Source organism: Proteus terrae subsp. cibarius (assembly GCF_011045835.1).
In the GTDB taxonomy this organism is placed as follows: Bacteria; Pseudomonadota; Gammaproteobacteria; order Enterobacterales; family Enterobacteriaceae; genus Proteus; species Proteus cibarius.
In genome coordinates this window covers 2,797,122-2,815,838 of sequence record NZ_CP047349.1, presented here as the reverse complement: position 1 = coordinate 2,815,838, position 18,717 = coordinate 2,797,122, and the positions used below count along the sequence as shown (strand labels likewise).

The window sequence follows — 18,717 nt, the reverse complement described above, 5'->3', positions numbered from 1 at the left end:
ATGATGAATGATCTTATACTTAAGTAATAATTCTTATTTTTGAATAGGATTAATATTTATGTTGAGGCTTTATTTATTTTAAGCCGGTGCAAAGAAAGGTCATAACAAAGAAGCCATCCATTTGTTTAACAGGAAAGAGTCATAATGAAAAAATTACGCCATACTTTTTTGGGTACTCTACTTATCTCTGGTTTTCTCACGGTAGGTATTACAGATGTTGATGCATGTACCCGGCTTGTTTATTTAGGCGACAATAATCAAATTATTACAGCTCGCTCGATGGACTGGAAATATGATATAGGAACAAATTTATGGGTGTTCCCACAAGGGATGCAGCGTTCAGGAGAAGCTGGCGATAACTCGATAAAATGGACATCTAAATATGGAAGTGTGATTGCATCCGGTTATGATATTTCTACGACAGATGGTATGAATGAAAAAGGTTTAGTGGCTAATTTATTATGGTTGGCGGAATCAGATTATCCAGCATATACCAAAGAAAAACCGGCGATTTCAATTTCTGCATGGGCGCAGTATGTGTTAGATAATTTTGCTTCAGTTGAAGAAGCCGTTAATGCATTAGACAGTGAGCCTTTTATTGTATTAACAGATAAAGTTCCTGGACAAGATAGAATGGCAACGTTACATCTCTCGCTTTCAGATGCAACGGGAGACAGCGCCATTATTGAATATATTAATGGTAAGCAAGTGATTCATCATAGCAAAGAGTATCAAGTGATGACGAACTCTCCTATTTTTTCAGAACAATTAGCGTTGAACAGTTATTGGCAACAAATTGGTGGAACCGTGATGTTACCGGGGACTAACCGAGCATCAGATCGTTTTGCTAGAGCTTCTTTTTATGTGAATGCCATTCCTAAAGCTCAATCGAGTAAAAAATCGCTTGCCAGTGTATTTGGTGTGATCAGAAATGTATCTGTGCCTTATGGACTAAGTACGGCTGAATCACCAGAAATTTCATCCACACGCTGGAGAACTGTCGCTGATCATAAAAACCAATTATATTTTTTTGAATCAGCATTATCGCCAAATACCTTTTGGGTTAATTTAAAGGAAATTGATTTTTCAAAAGAGAGTGGGAAAGTGATGACATTACCATTAGGTGAAGAGCAGTCGATAATCTATTCTGCAAATGCGACAAGTCATTTTAAACCCGCAGAACCTTTTAAATTTCAAGGATTAGATAATATTCCTTTAAATAATTAGCTGAGTATTTACGATATCTAATATGAAATTATCCGCAATACTGAATGTAATAGAGACATCTAAAGTGACAAGAAAAATGATGTCTTTATTACTTATCTTAAATGGTATTTTTATCATTTACTCTATTTTGCTGTCTCGTGGTATTTATCTGGATTGGGAAATCCATGGGTTTTCAGCATGGCTTAAATCTTTAGGTGTATTAAAACTTCTTGATATACCCAAGGTCATGTTAGCTTGTGCTTTAATCTTGCTTTCAATATTTATGTATCTGGGGGCTAGAATTGCGTGGTGCGTCTCGTTGATTTTATTAGCCACCATTATTTTTCTTGATGTTGCTGTTTATCAGCAAATGGGTTTTCAATCCTATTTTTCTTTTATTTTAGCTATTGGGTTGCTGATGAGTTGGCGTGCATTTCCGCATCATAGTTTAACTAGTGCTGGCTTTGTGGCTTTTATCTGTATCCTTTCTTTGCTGTTATTCTCAATGCTGGGAAGTCTTTATATTGGTGATGAGTTTAAGCCACATATAACAACGCTGATGGATGCATTCTATTTTTCTATTGTCTGTATGACGACACTAGGATTTGGCGATATTGTGCCAGTTAGCACGAATGCACGTATTTTTACTCTTACTGTTGTTATCTTGGGAATAACCGTTTTTACCACGTCCATTGTGTATGTCATGGGATTTCTTGCGCGTGGCACTCGCGATATTGTTAAGAAAAGGATCGCTAAAATGCATAATCATTTTATTATTATTGGTTCATCGGTATTAGCTTCTCAATTAGAAAAAGGGTTAAGAGAGCAAGGGAAACAAGTTATTGCGATTTGTACCGATAAAAACAAAGCCACTTATGACGTGCAAGCCAATATTATTGAAGGCGATCCTACTAATCTTAAAACATTACTATCTGCCAATATTGCAAAAGCAAGTTGGGTGGCGACTTTATCTGAAAGTGATGCAGAAAATACCTTTATTTTACTGACTATCCAAGAATGTTCTAATGTTAATGCCAAATTGATCACTATTATTAATCAAGATGAGAATAGAGATAAAATCAGTCGTTTACGCCCAGATATGCTGTTTTCTTTAGCATCATTGGGTAAAGAAATTATGATGAAAGTTTTGTGTGGCGAGTCTATTTCCTCATCAGATGTGACTGATTTGCTTTTAAATAAATATTTAAAATCATAATTTTGATAAAACCTTCTTTACGAAAGATAATGATTGCCATAAGATGTATTTAAAATGCATCTTAAGTGAGGTTGAATTATGGAACTTGTAAGTTATAAAACAATGCCTGAGTGGACTCGTACATCCATTCCTTTAGCGTTATTAGAACGTCACAATACAAAGGAAGGCACTTATGCCCAAATGCGGGTATTGCAAGGTAACATGACATTTGTTGTTTTTAATGATGATGGTTCACAGATTTCAGTGGAGTGTGATACTGACAATCAGCCACCTTTAATTCAACCTCAACAGTGGCATAAAATAGATAAAACGAGCGATGATGTTCGTTGCCAACTCTCTTTTTTATGTGCTCCAGAAGATAAGCTATTTAAAGAGAATGACTTATCATTACCACATTCTGAAGTACGTTATATGGCAACATTTACCCAGCCTTGTAAGGTGTTAGATTTAGGTGCTGGTCGTGGTCGAAATAGTTTCTATTTGGCATCTCAAGGTTATGATGTAACAGCGTTAGATATTAATGCCTCGCATATTGATGCTATTGAAACTGTTAAAACCAAAACAGGGTTAGCGGTAAAAAGCGGCTTATATGATATTAATGAAGCTTCACTGACAGATAAATACGATATTATTCTTTCAACTGTTGTTTTGATGTTCTGTCAACGAGAACGTATTGAAAGTATTATTAAAAATATGCAGGAATGTACCAACTCTAATGGTATTAATGTGATTGTTTGCCCTGTTGAAACGTCAAATAGTGATCCTGCTGAAATTCCATTTAAAACCTTTTTACGTCCAAATGAATTAGCTGATTATTATAAAGAATGGGAGATTATTAAATATAATGAAAACCCAGGGCATTTACATAAAACAGATGCAAATGGCAATCGTATCGCCTTAAACTTTGCTACTTTAATCGCGCGTAAAAAATAGTTAAGTACAATCATCTCTTTTTAAATACCCCAAATAATTGGGGTATTTTTTTATCTGTTCAAGCGAGTTTTATTGTTGTGGTAATTTATCGTTTTTAATGTCATTGGCTTTGTTTTTTTGTTCTTTTTCCTCAGATTTTTGCAATATTCGTTCTAGTAAAACGGTATAAATAGGGCGACCACCTAATAGTTGTGCCAACATTGTTGCACCTAAACAGGTAATGATCATAGGTAGGATAAGTTGATAATTATCAGTCATTTCTAATACGAGGACGATCCCTGTTAGAGGTGCTCTTACGGTTGCTGCAAATAAAGCTCCCATTCCTGCAATGGCAAATGTACCAATTTGAATTTGATAATCAGGGAAAAGTAAGGTTGCAGTTAATCCGAAGGCGCTACCAAATAACGTACCTAATGCCAGCGTTGGGGCGAATATACCGCCAGGAGCACCTGAAGCAAAACTGATAATGGATGTTATGGTTCGTAAAACAAAGAAAAGTAATAGAGCGATAAGAGAATATTGCCCTGTGCTTAATGCTGGAATAATACTAAATCCACCACCGGTTATTTCAGGAATAATTAATGCTAATAAGCCACAAAGCCCACCGATGATCCCACCTGTTAAAACAAAACGTGATGTTTTATCTTGATAAAAATGTTGAAACTGAGTTTGAACATAAAAAAGTAATTTACTGAAAATAACGCCAATAATGCCAAATAACATACCCAAAACTAAATACAACCAGAGTGTGTTTAATGGTGCAGATGAAAACTTACCGATATGAATAACACCACCTTCACCATTAAATAGGCGAAAAACAATGCAAGACATAATAACGCCAATAAAGACTGCTTTAATTGAAATAAGGCTGTATTTAAATTGAGGACGCATCTCTTCAATAATAAATAAAATACCCGCAAGAGGTGCATTAAAAGCAGCGGTTAATCCTGCGGCGGCTCCGGTAGCTAATAGAGTATGGCGCGACTCTTTATCTTTTACTCGAGAAATATCATTTACGAGCTGGCCGATATTGGCACCCAATTGTACTGTTGGGCCTTCTCGTCCTAATACCATGCCAGAACCTAATGTCCCAATACTGGCAATAAATTTTACAGGCAATACTCGCCACCAACGAACTGGGCGAATATCTATCATGGCTCCTTCAATTTCAGGTATTCCTGAACCTCCTGATTCGGGTGAAAATTTCTTGACTAAATAGTATCCCAGCATTGCCAGAATAGAGGAAAAAAGTAATGTACAGATCGCTAGAATATAAGGATTAGTAAAGGTTTTAATAAATTCTTCTTGTCGAAAATGAATCACCCAACTCACGCTTTTTTCAAATAAAACACCGACTAATCCAGCAAGAGAACCAACTATCGCAGACAATAGCAGGACTTTCAGTGGTGCAAGGTTGGTTTCTTGTGCTTTTCTGAATAAATTAAAACGTCGTTCATTTTGGCTCTTTTGGATTGATTTATGGTTAAGCATAACTTTGATTTATGTATTGTAACAATGAACATAATGATAGCGTAATTTTATATTGAAGTGATATTTCTCACATAACGTAATCAATTTTAGAGTTAGTCGTTTTTTTTTCTAGCATATTTCCACTTTTTCATCTTTAGTGTAATTGATAACAAAAAATACATATTTAGATAACATTTGGACGAGAAAGGGTAAATTATGGATTTCATCACGAATATTTTAAGCGCTATAAATGGCGTGGTATGGGGAGTTCCGATGCTTGTCGGCATTCTCGGTATCGGCCTTTTTATGCAGTTTCGACTTGGCTTTTTACCTATTAGGAAGTTAGGAACAGGCTTTAAGCTTTTATTTGAAAAAAATGACAAAAGAGGTGAAGGGCAAATATCGCCATTTAATGCCTTAATGACTGCGCTTTCTGCCACTATTGGAACTGGTAATATTGCCGGTGTTGCAACAGCGGTTGTCTTAGGTGGCCCCGGTGCATTGTTCTGGATGTGGATGACCGCATTAGTGGGAATGGCAACCAAATATTCAGAAGCCGTGCTTGCTGTACGTTTCCGTGAAGTTGATAAATACGGAAATTATGTCGGTGGGCCAATGTATTACATCAAAAATGGCTTAGGTAAAAATTGGGTTTGGCTAGGCACTATTTTTGCTGTTTTTGGTAGTTTTGCGGGGTTTGGTATTGGTAATACAGTACAAGCAAACTCTGTTGCGGATGTATTGGAAAGTAATTTTGGTATTTCAACCACAATTACCGCTATTGTACTAGTGGTTTTAGTTGGTGCTGTATTAATAGGGGGCATTAAGCGTATTGCTGATGTTGCTGGTAAATTAGTTCCTATTATGACCGTTGGCTATTTTGGTGCAGGTATTGTTGTCCTCGCACTGAATGCGACTGCGATCCCAGATGCCATTGTTCTTATTGTTAAATCGGCATTTACACCTGTTGCAGCTCAAGGGGGATTTGCGGGCGCGGCTGTTTGGGCGGCGATCCGCTTTGGTGTTGCGCGTGGTGTTTTCTCCAATGAAGCAGGATTGGGTAGTGCACCTATTGCCCATGCGACAGCAAAAACACAAAATCCTGTTCGCCAAGGTTTGATTGCGATGTTGGGGACTTTTATTGATACCATCATCGTCTGTTCTGTTACAGGATTAACTATTATTATTACAGGACAATGGCTAACAGGGCAAAGTGGAGCAACATTAACCGCTGCATCATTCTCTGTTGCTATTCCGGGTGGTAACTATATTGTGGCAATTGCATTAGCCATTTTTGCCTTTACCACGATTTTAGGCTGGAGTTTTTACGGTGAAAAATGTGTGCAATATCTTTTTGGGCCTAAAGCGATTATGCCATTTAGGGTTGCATGGCTAATTGCGTTACCAATTGGTGCGACACAATCGTTAGAGTTTGTGTGGTTGTTAGCCGATACACTCAATGCAATGATGGCTATTCCTAACTTAATTGCATTAGCTTTATTAAGTCCTGTTGTTTATCGCTTAACTAGAGATCATATAAAAGATGTTAACGCTGATAATATTGAATTAGATAAAGAAACTCACTCAATAAGTAAAAAAGAAGCTGAAGTAGAGTAATTCGTTCTTACTTATTAGCTAACAACACAACATAAAACCGCATGCTTTATAGCGATAAGTATGCGGTTTTTTTATGGTAATAACGTAATTACAGATAATAAAAAGCCTTCTGGGGAGAAGGCGAAGAGATGAGTATAGATATTATATTTATAAGAATTTAGAAAAGAGAGAAAATCTTATTCTTTCATACTGATGAAGATGTTTTTCACTTGGCTATAAGCATCTAACATCATTTTATGTGTTTCACGTCCTAAACCTGATTTCTTATAGCCCCCAAAAGGTGCGTGAGCAGGGAGTTCGTGATAAGTGTTAACCCACATACGACCGGTTCTTACTGCTTTTGCAACACGTAAGGCACGGTTAATATCTTGAGTCCAAACACCACCACCAAGGCCATATTCAGAGTCATTCGCCATTTCGATTACTTCATCTTCATTATCGAATGGAATAACACATAACACAGGTCCAAAAATTTCTTCTCGAGCAACACGCATTTGGTTTGTTGCGTTGATGATGATAGTTGGACGAACAAAGAAGCCGTCATCATAACCTTCACCAGTAATACGCTCACCGCCAGTTAAAACAGCTGCACCCTCTTTTTTCGCGAGTTCAACGTAGCCTAAGATGGTATCCATTTGATCTTGGCTAACTTGTGTACCCATTTGTGTATTCGGATCAAGTGGATCGCCGACACGAATACTCTCAAATTCAGTTTTTAATGCTTTCAAAAATTCATCATGAATATCTTTATGTAAGAACAAACGTGAACCTGATTCACAGGCTTGTCCTTGGTTCATCAATATTGCCAATGCTGAATATTTGACTGCTTTTTTCATGTTCGCATCAGGGAACACGATATTGGCTGATTTACCGCCTAATTCCAATGTTGCTGGAACCATTTTTTTCGCTGCTGCTTCTGCTACGGTATAACCCACATTGGTAGAGCCAGTAAACGCAAGTTTATCAATATCTTCGTGCTCTAAAATAGCTTGTCCTACAACAGATCCGCGTCCGGTAACAATATTAATTACACCCGCTGGTAATATTTCATTTAAAATACGACCTAGCTCTAATAATGAAAGGGAAGTCAGTGTTGCTGGATTAATAACCACTGTGTCACCCGCTGCAATCGCTGGTGCCAATTTCCATGCCGCCATTAATAATGGGAAGTTCCATGGAATAATTTGCCCCACAACACCAATAGGTTCACGAATAACAAGGCTAATGGTATTTTCGTCTAGGACGGCACTTTCATCGGTATGAGAGCGTATCACGCCTGCAAAATATCGAAAATGGTCAATAGAGGCAGGTAAATCTATGTTTTTCGACTCATTGAGTGGCTTACCATTATCTAATGACTCAATCCAAGCAAAACGTTCTTGTTCTTGCTCTAAGCGATCTGCGATTTTTAATAAGAGGGCTTGACGCTCAGCAGGTGACGTTTTACTCCATGTTTTGAATGCTTTACGTGCAGCTCTGACTGCGCGTTCAACATCTTCAGCACTACCCGACTGGTATTCACTTAATAATTCACCCGTAGCTGGGCTATAGGTTTTCGTTGTTTTTTGCGATGTACTAGATACCCATTCTCCTCCAATTAGCATTTTGTAGCTTTCTAGAGGACGAAATTCTGATGGAACATTATTTAATTTAATCATTTTTAATCTCCAATGTAGGGGGGAGCATCATTCAAATGTGTAGCTTCATTTCGTAATACTCGTGCTAATAACATATCTCAATTGAAAAAATTTGATTAGCTATTGATGCAATAGGTGATATTAACTATAAAAAATAATAATGAGTATTACTGATCTAACAAAAATGAATAAATTTAATCGTTTCATCTCTCAGTCTTTATACGATTAGACAAAAAACAACCATCAATAATTGTTAAATATTCCTTCTTATTTAGTCATCATCGGCACAATGCAATAACCCTTTTTTTTTGGAAAAATTATTTTTAGGCTTAATCAAAATCAAAGGATAAAAAAAGAGATATTAAAAGATTTGCTAAAAATTGCGTTAGATCAAACAACATTTAAATTGTTCAATATTGCACTTTCTCTCTTATAAAAATGGCGTATTCTTATGTTGCATCTGGAATGCAACTTATAAAAATAAAGCGTTATCTTTTATTAGAAGGAATACGATATGTATTGTGTGCAATGTGAACAAACAATGAAAACGCCTGTAGGTAATGGTTGTGCCTATGCGCAAGGTATGTGTGGTAAAACAGCAGAAACTTCAGATCTTCAAGATTTACTCGTTGCAGTATTAGAAGGACTTTCAGCGTGGGCTTTGGTTGCGCGTAGTGTCGATATTATTGATCATGATGTAGATAGCTTTGCTCCTCGTGCTTTTTTCTCTACGTTAACTAACGTCAACTTTGATTCTGATCGTATTGTCGGTTATGCGAAAGAAGCTATCTATTTCCGTGAAAGTTTGAAATCTCGTACTTTAGCGAAAAACGCAGCAATTCAAGTCACTAATCCAAGAGCTGAAATTCAATTAGCGGGTAGTGATTTAGACAGCTTACAAAAACAAGCTCAGCTTTTTGCTTTAAATGCAGATAAAGCGCAAATCGGTGATGATCTTCATGGATTACGTATGCTGTGCCTGTATGGCTTAAAAGGGGCTGCTGCTTATATGGAGCACGCGCACGTTTTAGGTCAGTATGACAATGAAATTTATGCAGAATATCACCACTATATGGCGTGGTTAGGTACTGATCCTGCTGATATGAATGAGTTGTTAGAAAATGCGATGGGCATTGGTCAAATGAACTTCCGCATTATGGCTATTCTTGATAAAGGCGAAACTCAAGCTTATGGCAACCCTACACCTGTTACTGTTAACGTGCGCCCTGTTGCAGGTAAAGCTATTTTAATTTCAGGTCATGACCTGAAAGATCTGCAAATGCTTCTTGAGCAAACTGAAGGTAAAGGGATCAACATTTATACTCATGGTGAAATGTTACCTGCTCATGGTTACCCAGAACTTAAAAAATACAAACACTTAGTGGGTAACTACGGAAGTGGTTGGCAGAATCAGCAAATTGAGTTTGCAAAATTTCCTGGCCCTGTATTAATGACTTCAAACTGTATTATTGATCCAAATGTAGGTAATTACGGTGACCGTATTTGGACACGTAGTATTGTTGGTTGGCCGGGTGTGAAACATATTACTGGTGATGACTTCTCTGAAATGATTGAACAAGCACAATCATTAGAAGGTTTCCCATACAACGAAATTGAGCATTTAATTACTGTCGGTTTCGGTCGTGAAACACTATTAAATGCCGCTGATACTGTGATTGATTTAGTCTCACAGAAAAAATTACGTCATGTTTTCTTAGTGGGGGGTTGTGATGGTAGCCGTGGTGAGCGTAGTTACTACACCGATCTTGCAAGAGAAATTCCACAAGATTGTTTAATTATGACCTTGGCGTGTGGTAAATACCGTTTCAATAAACTGGATTTCGGTACTTTAGAAGGCTTACCACGCTTACTTGATGTGGGTCAGTGTAACGATGCTTACTCAGCGATTATGCTAGCTGTTAACCTTGCTGAGAAATTAGGTTGTGGTGTAAATGACTTACCACTGTCTTTAATTCTCTCTTGGTTCGAGCAAAAAGCGATTGTTATCTTATTGACTCTGCTTTCATTAGGCGTGAAAAACATTTATACCGGTCCAACAGCTCCAGCGTTCTTAACTGACAATCTGCTGGCGGTATTAAATGAGAAATTTGGTATGCGCTCTATTACTACACCAGAACAAGATCTTAAAGATATTCTTTCTGCTTAATGTTTTAAATTCATTATCATTACCGAAGCCTAAGGGCTTCGGTGAAGGATCAATATCCATGACGATGCCTACTTCTCTTTGTCCTAATCGTATGCAAGTTCACTCTATTAATCAGGAAACACCTGAAGTGTGGACGCTAAATTTAATTAATCATGACTTTTATTCTTATAAACCGGGCCAATTTGCACTGGTGAGTATCAATAATAGTGATGAAACATTGCGCGCTTATACCATTTCATCTTCTCCGGGATTAAGCCCATTTATCACCTTAACCGTTCGTCGTTTAGAAAATGGTATAGGCTCAGGTTGGTTAACATCACAAGTAAAACCAGGTGATTATCTTTGGTTATCTGATGCTCAGGGTGAGTTTACTTGTGCGGGTAAAGAAGGTGCGCGCTATTTAATGTTGGCAGCAGGATGCGGTGTGACGCCGGTTATGTCGATGACGCGTTGGTTGCTAAATAATCAACCTAAAGCGGATATCACGGTTATTTTTAATATTCGCGAGCAAAGCCAATTTATTTTTGAGAAAGAGTGGATCGAATTAGCAAATGCATATCCATACAATCTCAATTTTATCATGATGCCAAAATTGCCTGATAATAAAGGATTATTTAGTGGGCGCATTTCTCAAGAGAAATTAGCTGCATTAGTCCCTGATATTGCGAGTCGTACTGTCATGTGCTGTGGCCCAAATAGCTATATGGAAGACACCGGACGTTTTGCAAGAAATCTTGGTGTACCTGCTGAGAATATCTTTATGGAACGTTTTGGTGATGAGCCTGTTTGTGTTGATGAAAACGAACAATTAACCATGACTATTCGCCATCCATTATCACAAATTAAAGTTCCTGTTGGTGTAACTTTATTATCAGCAATGGAAGAAAATAAAGTTCCTGTCTTTGCTGCTTGTCGTGCAGGAGTTTGCGGTAGTTGTAAAACGCGCATTGTGAGTGGTGATTACGATGTCAGTAGTACCAGTACATTAACGGCTGAAGAGATAGCTCAAGGTTATGTCTTAGCATGTAGCTGTCGTTTAAAAGGAGATGTTGAGCTTGCTTAACCTCTTTTTATTAAATTTTTCCTTCTATTTCCTTGTTTTTTTACCCTGTTAATTTATTAGCAGGGTTTTTTATGCCTATTCCTCCCATTAAAAAAACGAATAATCTGGAAAATACTTCCTTTTATTTTAAATTAAAGACGGTTTTTATTTATTCAGAATAATAAAAATATTGGAAATGATGACTCATATAAAAATATATTTTAGTTAGTGGGGAGTTTCCTTATAAACATTCTGCTATATTTAAACTATTGACTGGGTAAGGGGGGATATATGAAAAAATTGTTAGTTATTTGTTTGTTTAGTGTCATGTTATCTGGCTGTGAAAAACCTCAACAAACCCTTGATGGCTCTAATGTAGAATCGCTACGTATCTCAATTGTTGAAATGCGCAATTCACTCCCCCTTGATGAACAAACGCGTTTTGATGAGGCAATAGAATTAGCTATTCTTAATGATATTAATTTTAATGACTTAGTTATCGCAGGGCGTCATAAAAATGCGGATGTTATCACTCGTAAAATGTGCCAATCATTAGATGGTAAAACGGTAAAAGAGATATTTTTGCAAGCAGAAGAAATAAAAGTGCAAAAATTAGCATTTAAATAATCAATTAATAAACAAATTCCTTCTTACTATACGATTTTAACTTTCGTAGGAAAGCTTCATTTCTTTTTTATATATTAATTTCTAATGGAATTATATTATTTAATTGTATGATGAATATCGTGAGCTATTTTTCAATAGAACTTAAACAAAATCGTTATCGTACTTTTCATTATATTGTGAGTGGTTATAATGCGCGCCGCATTCGCAAGAAAAGTGCAGTATCTCGTTAGGCGAGGCTCCTATACAAACACAGGTTACTGATCTGACGACGTCGAGAGACGCCCAAGATTAGGACAGGATATATCGACCGAAGGTATATCCCCATGTAACTTCCAGTATTCATCGGATACGTTGTATAGTGCTAAAACCGAGACGTGTAGATAGCTTTTGCATTCTCGCTTCTGGTTTCGCCCCTATGGAGAACTGATTTGCTAAACACAAACAGTAATAGGGAACCACAAAAATGAAATTCAATACTCAAAACAAAATGGATGCTGTATTAGTTGCAGATGCATCCTTAAACACACCTAAAAACAACTCAACTCAAGACCAATACAATCGTTTAAAAGATGATGCAACTGTTAGCGCATATATGAGCCAGTCCTATATTGCTGTTTCTGTCGCTGATTCTGTTGAAAATGTGAAAGCTCAATTGGTTAATGATTTAAAAGATGAATTAATTCCAACCTATTTATATGTAGTGGATAAAGATAACTATCTAAATGGGATTTTGCCCGTTAAATCATTATTAACAGCTGCGAATGATCTGTTTGTCTCTGATGTGATGCGTCAAACTTTTTTTTCTGTTTCACCAGAACAGAATCGTCATGATGTTTATCAACTGATTAGCCATAGCGGTTTAGACAGCGTACCAGTGATGCATTTTGGAAAGTTAGTCGGTGTTTTACGTCCTCAAGATATTGCCGAATTAATTGAAGATGAAAATACACTGGATGCACAAATGCAGGGTGCAACCTCACCTTTAGAGCAGCCTTATTTAGAAACCAGTCCGGTGACATTATGGCGTAAACGTGTTGTATGGTTATTGATGCTATTTGTAGCAGAAGCGTATACCAGTACGGTATTACATGCCTTTGAAGACAGATTAGAAGCCGCAATTTCATTAGCTTTCTTTATTCCATTGCTAATTGGTACAGGCGGAAATAGTGGTACACAGATCACCTCAACATTAGTACGTGCCATGGCATTAGGGGAAGTGAGCTTACGTAATGTTTGGTCTGTATTAAGAAAAGAGATAACCACATCCATAATGGTCGCACTAACTATGGGTATTGCTGGTTTTGTGCGTGCTTGGTTCTTAGGTGTAGGTATGGAAGTGATGATTGTTGTTGGCTTAACACTCATTTCAATCACTGTTTGGAGTGCGATTGTTTCGTCTATAATTCCAATGGTATTAAAGCGTTTAGGTATCGATCCTGCGGTTGTTTCAGCACCGTTTATCGCAACCTTAATTGATGGTACAGGTCTTATTATTTACTTTGAAATCGCATCTCATGTGATGAGCGAGTTTGCTTAATACAATCCCACATATTTATTCTCAAGATAAAGCCGATGTGACTTAATCAATACATCGGCTTTATTTTTATCTACACGAGTTCGTGTTCTATAAATTGCAAAATTGACTGACAATGACGGCAACGATATTGAGTTTCACCACGTAATACCTTGTTATGACGTCGAATTGTAAGTTGATGTTTTTCTTCACATTGGCAAGCATAAGGAAAGGTCTTAGCTTTAACGGCGCTGACATCAAAATGATGAGTACGTTTAGCTGAAACTTGTAATACAGTTTCCATCATCCATTTCCACTCTTTCCCATGAGGTGCTACACGACCAAAATGGCGATTAACTAATAAATGCGCTAATTCATGGGGAATAACTTCTTGAATAAAATTCTGTTTATTTTCAATCAATAATGTAGGATTAATACGGATTTCCCAGTTTGCGTAATAGGCACTGCCTGCAATAGTTCCTCTCTGATTATAATGTAGAGTAGGTTCTGGGTAATTTGTATTAAGATAAAGATTAGCCTGCTGCAATTTTTCACGCAGTGTTCGCATAACGCTTTGCACTAAGGCAATGGGGACTCTTACCGTTTTCATGTTACAGAGCATATAGCGCCTTATACAAACACGCAATAAAAAGAAAACTTGCACAATATATAAATTAACATATTATTAAAAAGTATATTGATTATGGAGTTTACCATGACACAACGAGTTCAACCTGATTTATTAGATGCAATGAAATTGGCGGCTAATGAAGCGTCTAGCATGCTTAAGACGCTAGGAAATGGCGATCGCCTCTTATTATTGTGTCAGCTAAGTCAGGGCGAAAAAAGTGTGAGTGAGTTAGAAGAGAGTTTAGGTATTCGTCAACCGACACTTTCTCAACAACTAACCGTTTTGCGCAATGAAGGGTTAGTGAATACTCGTCGTGATGGAAAACGTATCTTTTATTCTATTGCTGATGAAAAAGTTCTTGTGCTACTCAATACGCTTTATCAGCTTTATTGTCCGATAGCAGGTTAATTTATGAATATAGATTGGGTTCACTTTACGCCTTTAAGTGCGGCAATTGGTGGGCTTATGATAGGTGCAGCAGCAGCCATTTTACTGTTATTTAATGGTCGCATTGCCGGAATAAGCGGTATTTTAGGTGGTGTGTTATCAATAAAACAGCAAGGAAATGGTTGGCGTTGGGCATTTTTACTTGGCATGCTAATCGCACCTACACTGTTTTATTTTTTTGATAAACCTTTATCACCTGTGATTGAAACGTCACCTTGGATGCTAATTATTGCCGGGGTGCTGGTGGGAGCAGGCACTCGTTTAGGTAATGGTTGCACTAGCGGTCATGGTATTTGTGGGTTAGCACGATTATCACGTCGCTCGATGGTGGCAGTTTTAGTCTTTATGGTGACGGCATTTATTACCGTTTATATTCAGCGCCACGTAATAGGAGGCTAAGAAAATGACTAAGTTTGTTGCTTTTCTTTGTGGTCTTCTATTTAGTGCAGGATTGATTGTTGGTGGAATGAGCAATCCGCAAAAAATTCTAGGCTTCCTGGATATTACAGGAAACTGGGATCCCTCTTTATTGATCATTATGGGGGCAGGATTGCTTGTCAGTGTTATTGGCTACCAATTAACACGCCGTAGACAGCAAAGTGTTTTAGCGTGTCCTCTAAATATTCCGACCAATAAAGTGATTGATAAACCACTCGTGTTGGGCAGTGTATTATTCGGCCTTGGTTGGGGATTGGCTGGAATTTGCCCGGGGCCTGGTTTGGTATTAGCAGGCGCAGGGTTTTATCAAGGTATTTTATTTGTTCTTGCCATGATTGTGGGTTGGTTGTTCGTTGGGCTTTTTCGTAAAACGCAATAATGACAACTTGCTATCATAACTTTAGCGAAAATGTTAAACGGGAAGCCAGTGCTTCCCGTTTGTGTATTTAATACATTTGAACGTTATTTAAAGTCGGCATAAGGAATAAGAGGATTTGGCGGTAAATCTAAATCACCATTCCAACCATCAAATGAATAACGTAAGTACATTAATGCATGACTTGGGGTATAGTTTTTTGCTTGTTGAATATCAATAGCCGCACCAATAAACCAATGCGGTGTAATTCGATGCTCAACTAATGCTCTTGCGGTATAACCAAAACCATTACTGGAGTCTCCTTCATCAACAGCATCACGCTCTTGATAATAAAGTCTCATCATCTCTTCTCGATCTTCAGGGCTAAGTCCATTGATATAGCGATTGAATTTATCGGGAGAAATGAGATTTTGTAAAGGATAGCGCTTTCTGTCATCTGTTTGGGAGTAAGACCAAGAAAGAGAGCCTGATAATTCCCAAGACCAATTTTCAGTGCGTTCACGATAATTAATCGGGATCCCTAAAGAGACATATTTTTGAGGGCTATAATAACCACCTTGACCTAAAGTGTATCCGCTTAAGTCTTTATCATAATGCCAAAGCATTGTGTTTAATCCGATGGAAACGCGGCGATTGTTCTCATTGATAAGTTTGTAATAATAGCCACCCATTCCTCGAACACTGCTATTATCTTCAACGTTTTTACCCGTCAGTTTATCAACAGAAACCTCTCCCCAATAACCGTCTTTTCCGCCTAAGTCATAGCTTGCGCTTAAACGAATGCCGGTTCTTCTCACGCCACCCCATGTTTGGTTAGTCCAAATATCTCGTTGACCAGCAAAAGCCAGTTGAGAGCTATTAACTGGACGGCGGTGAACATCAAGTGTCCAGCCAACATTAAAAAGATCATGACTATAGGCGATTTTACCGACCCAATCAGTTACCTCGAAACCCAGTGGTGTTGTACCAAGATCCCATTGCCATTGATCATTTTCCCAGCCAATTGCTGGGCTAACACCAAAGGATTTTTGTTCTAACGGGAAACAGCCAGTACGATAACAAGTCCCAAATTTAGAATCATAAGGTGATGTACCCAGTTTGCCACTGCTGAGATCAACTAAGTCTGCACGCCAAAAGAAACGACCATCATAAACAGGGTGATCGAGTTGTAACATCGTAGTGTGAGCGCGTAGTTTTGAATAGCCTTCGCTACCACTAGAGCCCCAATAATCATGTTCAAGAGTAAAACGCCACTCTTGCTGACGATAAAGAGAGTCAGCATCAGCTCGTAGGCTTCGAGATAACCAGTTATCTTTTTCGTCATTGCGCATTAATGTGGTGTACTCAATATTATCTTTTGGCAACCTATCTGTTATTCCATCCTTGATCATCGCTTGTTGATAATAATCGTGAGCTTGATAAGGATGTTGGCTATCACGCTGAAAACGAGCAATATCACGTAATACTAAAGGATCTGCACTGTCCGGCTCAGTTTCAATTTTTTGTGTCAAGTAAGCAAAATAGTGTTGTGCTTTTTCTGTATTACCCACCTCTTTTTCTGCATTGGCGACACGTCTAATAGAGTTGCTATTAAATTGGTTGGGTGAAAGTGTTTCTATTTTTGCAAGATAGTACTTTGCCTGTGCTTCTTGTCCTTGTTCCAAGGCTATATCTGTTGCACCTAATAATGCCGTTTCATTATTAGGATCTAGGTTTAGTGCGGTATGGTAATAACTTAAGGCTTGTTCAAGATTATTTCGCTCCTGAGCCCAGTCCGCTAATAGCAAATAAGTCTGAATTTTCTGCTCTGGCGGAATATGAGCAAAAAGATAATCAACAGCTTGTTGTTCTTGTCCTTTTGCGCGTAGAGACTCTGCATGCGCTAATATTTCACCAAAACGTAATCGACTATCTAACGCTTTCATACTCTCATTACGTTGAGACAAAGGAATTGTTTTCAGCGTATCGAGTGCTTGAGTTTCTCTTCCTGTTTTATTGAGATATAACGCGTAGGCGTAAAGGCGAGATGGATCATTAGGGAGGCGGTGATTAAGTTGATTAAAATACTTTTCAGCTTCAGAGGCTTGTTGAGTTATTAATAAATCATCAGTAAGGCGATAAATATTCCAAACATCATTAGGATAATCTGTAGCAATTGTCTTACGTTTTTCAATCGCACTAAGGTATTGCTCTTTGTGTTCATCATCAGCGGCTAAATCTTGTCTTATGCCAGAGATAATATAGCCATAATCTTCTGCCAGATTTTTATATTGCCTTGGTGTTAACCCATTAATAAATTGTTGAGCTTTATCATGTGACTGTTGGCGATAAAGCTTTGCGAGACTATGTAAAGTCGCGGGGTGATTGGGCTGATATTTTAAGGCTTGTAAATAATAGCTTTCGGCGAGGGTTAACTGTTGCTGTGCAACTGCAATATTACCTAAACCAATATAAGGTTCGCTTTTATAAGGGCTTAATTTATTGAGTTGGTTAAAATAACGTTCAGCTAATTTATAATCTTGTTTTAAGAGCGCATCCTCACCTTTTGAAAGCAGATACCAATATTGATTAGACTGCAACATGGCTTGCCATTGATCACTATTATCATGATTGGGTGATAATTTGAGCGCTTGTGAAAGATAGAAAATAGCTGCACCACGTTGATTTGCACGAGAATAACGTACACCTAAAGCACCTACAATCTCGGCATTATCAGGTTGTTGTTGTGCTTTCTGTTTTAATGTTGCAATAGGTAGTGAGGCAACATCTGTTTTAGATTTAACAGAGGATGCCGTATTGGGGAGATTTGTTGTGGATTGTTGTTGGTAAAGACTTGCTATCTTCGTATTTTGTGGATATTGACGATAGATATGATTAAGTCGTTCTATCTTATCACTGTGAGAAGATTGCATAAGCACTTGAATATATTCCAGTGCTAAAGTCTCATCCGGTGGCATTCCTCGATAAATTTCATCGTATAAATTTAGTGCATCATCATAGCGTCCAGCTGTACGGTAAAGTTGAGCTCGTTGTAATTTTTGCCGATTAACATCCGTTGTCAGTGATAAGGTTTTTATTGCACGTTGATATTGCTCTGATTGAGGAAACTGAGTACCTAATTGAGTAAATAACTGTTGTGCTTTTGCATTATTTTTTTGTTTAACGGCAAACTGAATTTGCATTAATAAGATATTAGGATCATTGGGTTTAATTAACGCTAAACGATGCAACGATTGAGCCACTAAAGCTTCATTTCCTGTGGATGTTCCTAACCTCACTTGCTCTTGTAAAAAGGCTTCCGTTGTCTCTTCGCTGGCTTGCGTGACAGGCAAAATGCCTGTCAGCAAAAAGAGAGCAATAACAGAGTGGCGATGTGTGTGACCAAATTGCCACATAG

At 37.8% G+C, this 18,717-nt stretch carries 15 protein-coding genes and 1 riboswitch; of the genes, 11 read left to right on the top strand and 4 right to left on the bottom strand.

Annotated elements, in window-relative coordinates; genetic code table 11:
- The first annotated feature begins 141 nt into the window (after positions 1-141).
- The 3 genes from GTH25_RS13065 to tehB all read left to right on the top strand — a co-directional run bounded on the left by GTH25_RS13065 (position 142) and on the right by tehB (position 3,355).
- Positions 142-1,227 carry a linear amide C-N hydrolase gene (locus GTH25_RS13065; protein WP_156733850.1) on the top strand — a complete coding sequence of 362 codons (1,086 nt, stop codon included), beginning with the start codon at positions 142-144 and terminating at the stop codon, positions 1,225-1,227.
- A 22-nt stretch (positions 1,228-1,249) separates the two neighbouring features.
- Positions 1,250-2,422, top strand: a complete 1,173-nt coding sequence (locus tag GTH25_RS13060) for an NAD-binding protein (protein ID WP_075670713.1) — start codon at positions 1,250-1,252, stop codon at positions 2,420-2,422.
- A 78-nt stretch (positions 2,423-2,500) separates the two neighbouring features.
- Positions 2,501-3,355, top strand: coding sequence for an SAM-dependent methyltransferase TehB (gene tehB, locus GTH25_RS13055; RefSeq protein WP_099659292.1), 855 nt, complete (start codon positions 2,501-2,503; stop codon positions 3,353-3,355).
- 69 nt (positions 3,356-3,424) lie between these two features.
- Here tehB and clcA read toward each other — a convergent pair whose 3' ends face one another.
- Positions 3,425-4,846 (bottom strand): H(+)/Cl(-) exchange transporter ClcA, encoded by a 1,422-nt coding sequence (gene clcA / locus GTH25_RS13050; protein ID WP_075670717.1) that lies wholly within the window; start codon positions 4,844-4,846, stop codon positions 3,425-3,427.
- A 195-nt stretch (positions 4,847-5,041) separates the two neighbouring features.
- Here clcA and GTH25_RS13045 point away from each other — a divergent pair, with 195 nt between their 5' ends.
- Positions 5,042-6,442, top strand: coding sequence for an alanine/glycine:cation symporter family protein (locus GTH25_RS13045; protein ID WP_075670719.1), 1,401 nt, complete (start codon positions 5,042-5,044; stop codon positions 6,440-6,442).
- Between the two features lie 176 nt (positions 6,443-6,618).
- On the opposite strand, the gene GTH25_RS13040 is transcribed toward GTH25_RS13045, so the two are convergent.
- Positions 6,619-8,100: an aldehyde dehydrogenase family protein gene (locus GTH25_RS13040; RefSeq protein ID WP_156733848.1), complete on the bottom strand. Its 1,482-nt coding sequence runs from the start codon at positions 8,098-8,100 to the stop codon at positions 6,619-6,621.
- 493 nt (positions 8,101-8,593) lie between these two features.
- Between GTH25_RS13040 and hcp the strand changes: the two genes are divergently transcribed.
- From hcp to mgtE, 4 genes are all read left to right on the top strand, one after another.
- Complete coding sequence (gene hcp, locus GTH25_RS13035; protein ID WP_075670723.1) at positions 8,594-10,246, top strand: hydroxylamine reductase; 1,653 nt, start codon at positions 8,594-8,596, stop codon at positions 10,244-10,246.
- Between the two features lie 58 nt (positions 10,247-10,304).
- The gene (gene hcr, locus GTH25_RS13030; RefSeq protein WP_075670725.1) at positions 10,305-11,309 is read left to right on the top strand and encodes an NADH oxidoreductase; all 1,005 of its coding nucleotides are present in this window, start codon (positions 10,305-10,307) and stop codon (positions 11,307-11,309) included.
- Positions 11,310-11,579: 270 nt separating this feature from the next.
- On the top strand, positions 11,580-11,915 hold the full coding sequence (locus GTH25_RS13025; protein WP_075670727.1) for a DUF6694 family lipoprotein: 336 nt from the start codon (positions 11,580-11,582) through the stop codon (positions 11,913-11,915).
- 215 nt (positions 11,916-12,130) lie between these two features.
- Positions 12,131-12,302, top strand: a riboswitch (M-box (ykoK) riboswitch).
- Between the two features lie 76 nt (positions 12,303-12,378).
- On the top strand, positions 12,379-13,452 hold the full coding sequence (gene mgtE / locus GTH25_RS13020; RefSeq protein ID WP_075670729.1) for a magnesium transporter: 1,074 nt from the start codon (positions 12,379-12,381) through the stop codon (positions 13,450-13,452).
- Between the two features lie 70 nt (positions 13,453-13,522).
- On the opposite strand, the gene GTH25_RS13015 is transcribed toward mgtE, so the two are convergent.
- Positions 13,523-14,038, bottom strand: coding sequence for a SprT family zinc-dependent metalloprotease (locus GTH25_RS13015; protein ID WP_143484134.1), 516 nt, complete (start codon positions 14,036-14,038; stop codon positions 13,523-13,525).
- A gap of 105 nt (positions 14,039-14,143) precedes the next feature.
- Between GTH25_RS13015 and GTH25_RS13010 the strand changes: the two genes are divergently transcribed.
- The 3 genes from GTH25_RS13010 to GTH25_RS13000 are packed head-to-tail and all read left to right on the top strand — an operon-like array spanning position 14,144 to position 15,323.
- Complete coding sequence (locus GTH25_RS13010; protein WP_036912417.1) at positions 14,144-14,467, top strand: ArsR/SmtB family transcription factor; 324 nt, start codon at positions 14,144-14,146, stop codon at positions 14,465-14,467.
- Between the two features lie 3 nt (positions 14,468-14,470).
- Complete coding sequence (locus GTH25_RS13005; protein WP_075670733.1) at positions 14,471-14,905, top strand: YeeE/YedE family protein; 435 nt, start codon at positions 14,471-14,473, stop codon at positions 14,903-14,905.
- Between the two features lie 4 nt (positions 14,906-14,909).
- Positions 14,910-15,323, top strand: coding sequence for a YeeE/YedE family protein (locus tag GTH25_RS13000; RefSeq protein ID WP_075670735.1), 414 nt, complete (start codon positions 14,910-14,912; stop codon positions 15,321-15,323).
- Between the two features lie 83 nt (positions 15,324-15,406).
- On the opposite strand, the gene bcsC is transcribed toward GTH25_RS13000, so the two are convergent.
- Positions 15,407-18,715 carry a cellulose synthase complex outer membrane protein BcsC gene (bcsC, locus tag GTH25_RS12995; protein ID WP_164530626.1) on the bottom strand — a complete coding sequence of 1,103 codons (3,309 nt, stop codon included), beginning with the start codon at positions 18,713-18,715 and terminating at the stop codon, positions 15,407-15,409.
- Positions 18,716-18,717: the final 2 nt, after the last annotated feature.

Excerpts from the sequence above, each read along its gene's own strand:
- GTH25_RS13040 (WP_156733848.1), bottom strand. The coding sequence starts at position 8,100 with ATGATTAAATTAAATAATGTTCCATCAGAATTTCGTCCTCTAGAAAGC.
- tehB (WP_099659292.1), top strand. The coding sequence starts at position 2,501 with ATGGAACTTGTAAGTTATAAAACAATGCCTGAGTGGACTCGTACATCC.
- hcr (WP_075670725.1), top strand. The coding sequence starts at position 10,305 with ATGACGATGCCTACTTCTCTTTGTCCTAATCGTATGCAAGTTCACTCT.
- hcp (WP_075670723.1), top strand. The coding sequence starts at position 8,594 with ATGTATTGTGTGCAATGTGAACAAACAATGAAAACGCCTGTAGGTAAT.
- GTH25_RS13010 (WP_036912417.1), top strand. The coding sequence starts at position 14,144 with ATGACACAACGAGTTCAACCTGATTTATTAGATGCAATGAAATTGGCG.
- mgtE (WP_075670729.1), top strand. The coding sequence starts at position 12,379 with ATGAAATTCAATACTCAAAACAAAATGGATGCTGTATTAGTTGCAGAT.
- GTH25_RS13015 (WP_143484134.1), bottom strand. The coding sequence starts at position 14,038 with ATGAAAACGGTAAGAGTCCCCATTGCCTTAGTGCAAAGCGTTATGCGA.
- bcsC (WP_164530626.1), bottom strand. The coding sequence starts at position 18,715 with ATGTGGCAATTTGGTCACACACATCGCCACTCTGTTATTGCTCTCTTT.
- GTH25_RS13005 (WP_075670733.1), top strand. The coding sequence starts at position 14,471 with ATGAATATAGATTGGGTTCACTTTACGCCTTTAAGTGCGGCAATTGGT.
- GTH25_RS13060 (WP_075670713.1), top strand. The coding sequence starts at position 1,250 with ATGAAATTATCCGCAATACTGAATGTAATAGAGACATCTAAAGTGACA.
- GTH25_RS13045 (WP_075670719.1), top strand. The coding sequence starts at position 5,042 with ATGGATTTCATCACGAATATTTTAAGCGCTATAAATGGCGTGGTATGG.
- clcA (WP_075670717.1), bottom strand. The coding sequence starts at position 4,846 with ATGCTTAACCATAAATCAATCCAAAAGAGCCAAAATGAACGACGTTTT.
- GTH25_RS13000 (WP_075670735.1), top strand. The coding sequence starts at position 14,910 with ATGACTAAGTTTGTTGCTTTTCTTTGTGGTCTTCTATTTAGTGCAGGA.
- GTH25_RS13025 (WP_075670727.1), top strand. The coding sequence starts at position 11,580 with ATGAAAAAATTGTTAGTTATTTGTTTGTTTAGTGTCATGTTATCTGGC.